Origin of the sequence: Micromonospora deserti, from assembly GCF_003236335.1 — a bacterium.
Classification (GTDB): Bacteria; Actinomycetota; Actinomycetes; order Mycobacteriales; family Micromonosporaceae; genus Micromonospora; species Micromonospora deserti.
The window spans coordinates 1-3,626 of sequence record NZ_POUB01000417.1 but is presented as its reverse complement, the minus strand read 5'-3'; the positions used below and the strand labels follow the sequence as shown (position 1 = coordinate 3,626).

4 protein-coding genes and 1 pseudogene are annotated in these 3,626 nt (G+C 68.9%); 3 read left to right on the top strand and 2 right to left on the bottom strand.

Annotation, left to right across the window (positions count from 1 at the left end; all coding sequences use genetic code 11):
• From C1I99_RS30420 to C1I99_RS30410, 3 genes and pseudogenes are all read left to right on the top strand, one after another.
• Positions 1-117: pseudogene (locus tag C1I99_RS30420) on the top strand (IS5/IS1182 family transposase); the annotation flags it as partial.
• Between the two features lie 349 nt (positions 118-466).
• On the top strand, positions 467-1,099 hold the full coding sequence (locus C1I99_RS30415; protein WP_111137604.1) for a hypothetical protein: 633 nt from the start codon (positions 467-469) through the stop codon (positions 1,097-1,099).
• Between the two features lie 293 nt (positions 1,100-1,392).
• Complete coding sequence (locus C1I99_RS30410; protein ID WP_111137603.1) at positions 1,393-1,824, top strand: LamG-like jellyroll fold domain-containing protein; 432 nt, start codon at positions 1,393-1,395, stop codon at positions 1,822-1,824.
• A gap of 247 nt (positions 1,825-2,071) precedes the next feature.
• Here the strand turns inward: C1I99_RS30410 and C1I99_RS34365 are convergent, their stop codons facing one another.
• Positions 2,072-2,908 carry a VHL beta domain-containing protein gene (locus tag C1I99_RS34365; RefSeq protein ID WP_233512804.1) on the bottom strand — a complete coding sequence of 279 codons (837 nt, stop codon included), beginning with the start codon at positions 2,906-2,908 and terminating at the stop codon, positions 2,072-2,074.
• A 294-nt stretch (positions 2,909-3,202) separates the two neighbouring features.
• Entirely contained in the window at positions 3,203-3,394 is a 192-nt protein-coding gene (locus C1I99_RS30400) for a general stress protein CsbD (protein WP_111137602.1), read from the bottom strand.
• Positions 3,395-3,626 lie beyond the last annotated feature (232 nt).

Here is a 3,626-nt window from a genome sequence, read left to right as displayed (position 1 = left end):
ACGCTCAAAACCTGGAAGATCCTGACCAAGCTGCGCTGCTGCCCACGCCGAGCCACCCCGATCGTCCAAGCCATCCTCGTCCTGCACCACGTCGAAACCAACCGCTACCCAGGATGAAAATGGCTCAATGACCCAAGTGACTACGGGGGTGAGCAGCGGTGGACGTCCATGGACCCCAAGGCAGGGTTTCCACAGCGAGATGTCATGGCGTCCCAGGTCAACGAGCCATGCTGGGTGCCCGATGATTCCATGGGGAAGTTCCAGGCCCGGATCGACGTCGAGGGCAGTTGAGCCTCAGTCCAGGGGCGCCAGAGATCCATGGCCACCACTTCGAAAGACGTTGACGGAGATCATCTTGCTGGCTAGGGTGATCACGCCGTGACGTTCTGATCATACGGGGGCTGGAATGTTTGTCGGATCTACCTCGGGTGCGCGCAGCCCTTCTACTCGCCGCAGGCTTGTTGCCTTGACCGCGTCGCTGGCGCTGCTAGCCGCCGGTTCGACGCTGGTGGCGCCGCCAGCGTCGGCGGCCGTCGGGCGGCTGGCCGGGACGAAGGTGCCCCTCCAGCCGGGGATCAGCTTTCCGAACGGGGACAGCGTCGCCGAGGGTGGCCAGATTGCCGTCAGGTTCGACGCAAACGGTGACACCAAGGTGACCACGTTCCGGTACAGCGTCGACGACACCAGCCTGGACAGCGAGGTCCCGGCGGCGCCGGACGGTACGGCCACTGTGACGATCGACGTCGGCAATGTGACCGGGGAGCATCCGGTGTACGCGGTGGCCGTCGACCGCCGCGGCCGGGTCAGCCCCACGACGCAGGGAACCTTCACGGTGTCCGCCATCTGGAACCTCAAGGGCCAAGCGCTCGACGCGACCACCTGGCTGCCGGTGGAGGGGGCGACGATCCGGCTGGAGCCGGCTGGGGTCGAGGTCGTCACCGGCACCGACGGTGGCTTCCGATTCGCCGTCGACCCGGGCCTCTACACGCTCACCGGCACTTACGCTGGCCCGCCCAGCCTCTCCGGCAGCCAGCAGTTGGAGCTTGACAGCCAGGGCCTGGTGTTCGACCTGCTCCTGTTCCCGGACTCCGGGAGCTGATAACCATCACCCGTCGCGATGAAATGGGCTCGATGGCCCCGGCGCTCAGCGCTGGGGCCATTGCCGTGCCGTCCAGTCAGTGCCGCTTGGCGAAGTGACGAAGGCTCGCCAACCACCTCGCCGACAACCCATAGGTTCAGGTCGACGTTCGAGAGGCGCGGCGTCGGCGTGCCCGATGCAGCGGTCGACGGCGGCCCACACGAGCGTCCCGGCGCCCCGGCTGCCAACGCTCGGTGCTCATTCACCAGGCACCGCGACTACTTGATGTGTAGATCAACCCGATTCCCAAGCTGATGCTCGGCACCTTCCAAACTGACAGTGCACTGGTCGGACATCGACACGACCAATCGTTCAGCGTGTCGACCTGGGTGCGGCTCGACCCGGCGCGCGGCGCGCAGACTGTCCTCGCACAGGACCACGTCGACCGCAGCGCTTTCCGGCTGGCGTACGAGCCGGACAACGGCGGGCAGTGGGTGTTCGGGGTAGCCGCCGGGGCCGATGACTCGGCGACCACTTACGCGACCGCGCCGGCGACTACCACCGACCAGTGGCATCACCTCGTCGCGGTCCTCGACGCCACGAACCGGCAGGCGCGGCTCTATGTGGACGGAACGTTGGCCGAGGCGGTCGGATTGAACGCCGCATGGCAGCCCGGACAGGCGTCGGGTGCCCTGCTGGTCGGGTCGACCACGCCGGCCGGACCGGACGGATGGCTCTACGGGTAGGTCGACGGCCTGGGTGTGTGCCAGGGCGTGCTGAGCGGAGCGGACACGCAGCGCCTTTTCACCGACCAGGCGGTCCGAACCGACGCCTGACGACCGTCGCCGGGCCTGGCGCGGAACACCCTTCGGGGTCACGTACTGCGCCAGGCCCGCGGCGACTCACCAGCCCGACGCCGACCATGGGCTGCGGCACTGTGGAGCTGGGCCCGCCGCCTCCGACCGGTGCCACCAGCGCGCGGCGAGGGCCGTCCTATCTGATCACCGCTTTCCTAGTCTCCGGCGCGGGCAGGAAACAGGCCAACGCCCTGCCGCCGCTGTCTGTCACCACCCACGGATGGCCCACGTACGTGTGTTGCCGGTACGACGTGCCGGGCGCCAGCACCCCGTAGGGCCGCCGCTGGCCGTGGTAGTCGAGCCAGTAAATGTGGACCTGCGAGCTGCGGGCGTTGACGAAGTCGACGAACGTCTCCGAGCCACCGCCGCGGGACCGCAGGGACGATTCCCGCTCCGGCGGCAGCGGTGGTAGTTCGTCCGATCGGGGCTGCTCCTGTGGAGGCTTCGGCGGAGCCATCGACGGGCGGGGGCGGGGGGTCGTACCCCCAACGGGCACGCTGGGTCGGTCGGTGGGCGATGCGGCGTGGGTGGGTGGCCGCAGTGAGGCCCGGGTGGAAAGCGACACCGGCGCGGGGGAGAAGGAACGGGGCTCTGCGCCGCTCGTCGGGTCGGTGGCGTCCGCCTGGTCCAGTCCGGTGGCTGGCGCGGCCGCCGCCGGACCCTCCTCCTTGGGCTGCGGTGAGGCCATCCAGAACGGCGACAACGCGATGAGCAGGGTGGCGAGCGCACCGACCGCGACGTAGCCCAGCAGCAGTGGCCGCTTGGGACCGTCCGGGCTGTGCGACGGCCCCTCGGCCGGCGGCGCCGGCCGTGCCACCGGTCCCGGCGGGGCATCCTCGGCACGGTGCAGCCCGTCCCGGGGCTTGATCGACGGGTACGGCGGCGGTGCGTCGCGACGGCGTGGCTCGGACAGCCAGCCACCGATCCGGAGGGTGGCGTCGGGGCCGTGCGTCACGTCGGGTGAATCGGCCATGGCTCCGTTTCTGAAAGCGGCGCCACCTCGGCTGGTGGCATTGGGAGATCGATTATCGGCGGATGACGTTCCCCGTCGTCAATGGGTCACGGGGTGGAGAATGGGACGAACGTCCTTCCGTCTTCTGGGTGGTGGCCTGCGATGACGGTGACGCCGGATGCCTGATCGGTTATTTGTCCGCCACGCCGCCGCGTTGATGTAACGGATTGCCTTCCGGCGGCGCTATTAGGGCCCCGGTAATGGCAGCGAGAAAGAGACCCCCCGGGCGTGCGGCCCGGGGGGTCTCGTACCGGGTCAGCTCGTGAAGGTGTCCCTCGCGTCCCTGGCGTCCTCCTGGACGTGCTCGCCGGGCTGGTTACCCCGTACCTCGTCCCGGCGCATCACCTGCTCGGCCTGCGACCGCTCGTTCTGGGACATGTCGCCCATTCGTGCCCTGGCGGGGCCGGCCACCTTCTCGACCCTGTCATTCGCCCTTTCGAAGCTCATGTCGCCTCCGTTTCGTCTGACGGACTGCGGAGCTGTCCGCGCCTCCTGACCCGCGTCCCCGTCCGTCCGTGGGCGAAAACCCGGACGCTCCACTTGTCCCCGTCCGAGGAGGCCGGACGGTATGGCGACTGCCTGACGAGGAGACCCGCACGCATGCGGCAGCTGCGATGAGAACAGCTAGTTAGCGGCAGTCGGAATCGGGGTCGGTCGGGGCCCTGGTTCGGTGGGGGTG

Bases quoted from the DNA above. Each gene is read 5' to 3' on its own strand.
- C1I99_RS30400 (WP_111137602.1), bottom strand. From the start codon at position 3,394: ATGAGCTTCGAAAGGGCGAATGACAGGGTCGAGAAGGTGGCCGGCCCC.
- C1I99_RS30410 (WP_111137603.1), top strand. From the start codon at position 1,393: ATGCTCGGCACCTTCCAAACTGACAGTGCACTGGTCGGACATCGACAC.
- C1I99_RS34365 (WP_233512804.1), bottom strand. From the start codon at position 2,908: ATGGCCGATTCACCCGACGTGACGCACGGCCCCGACGCCACCCTCCGG.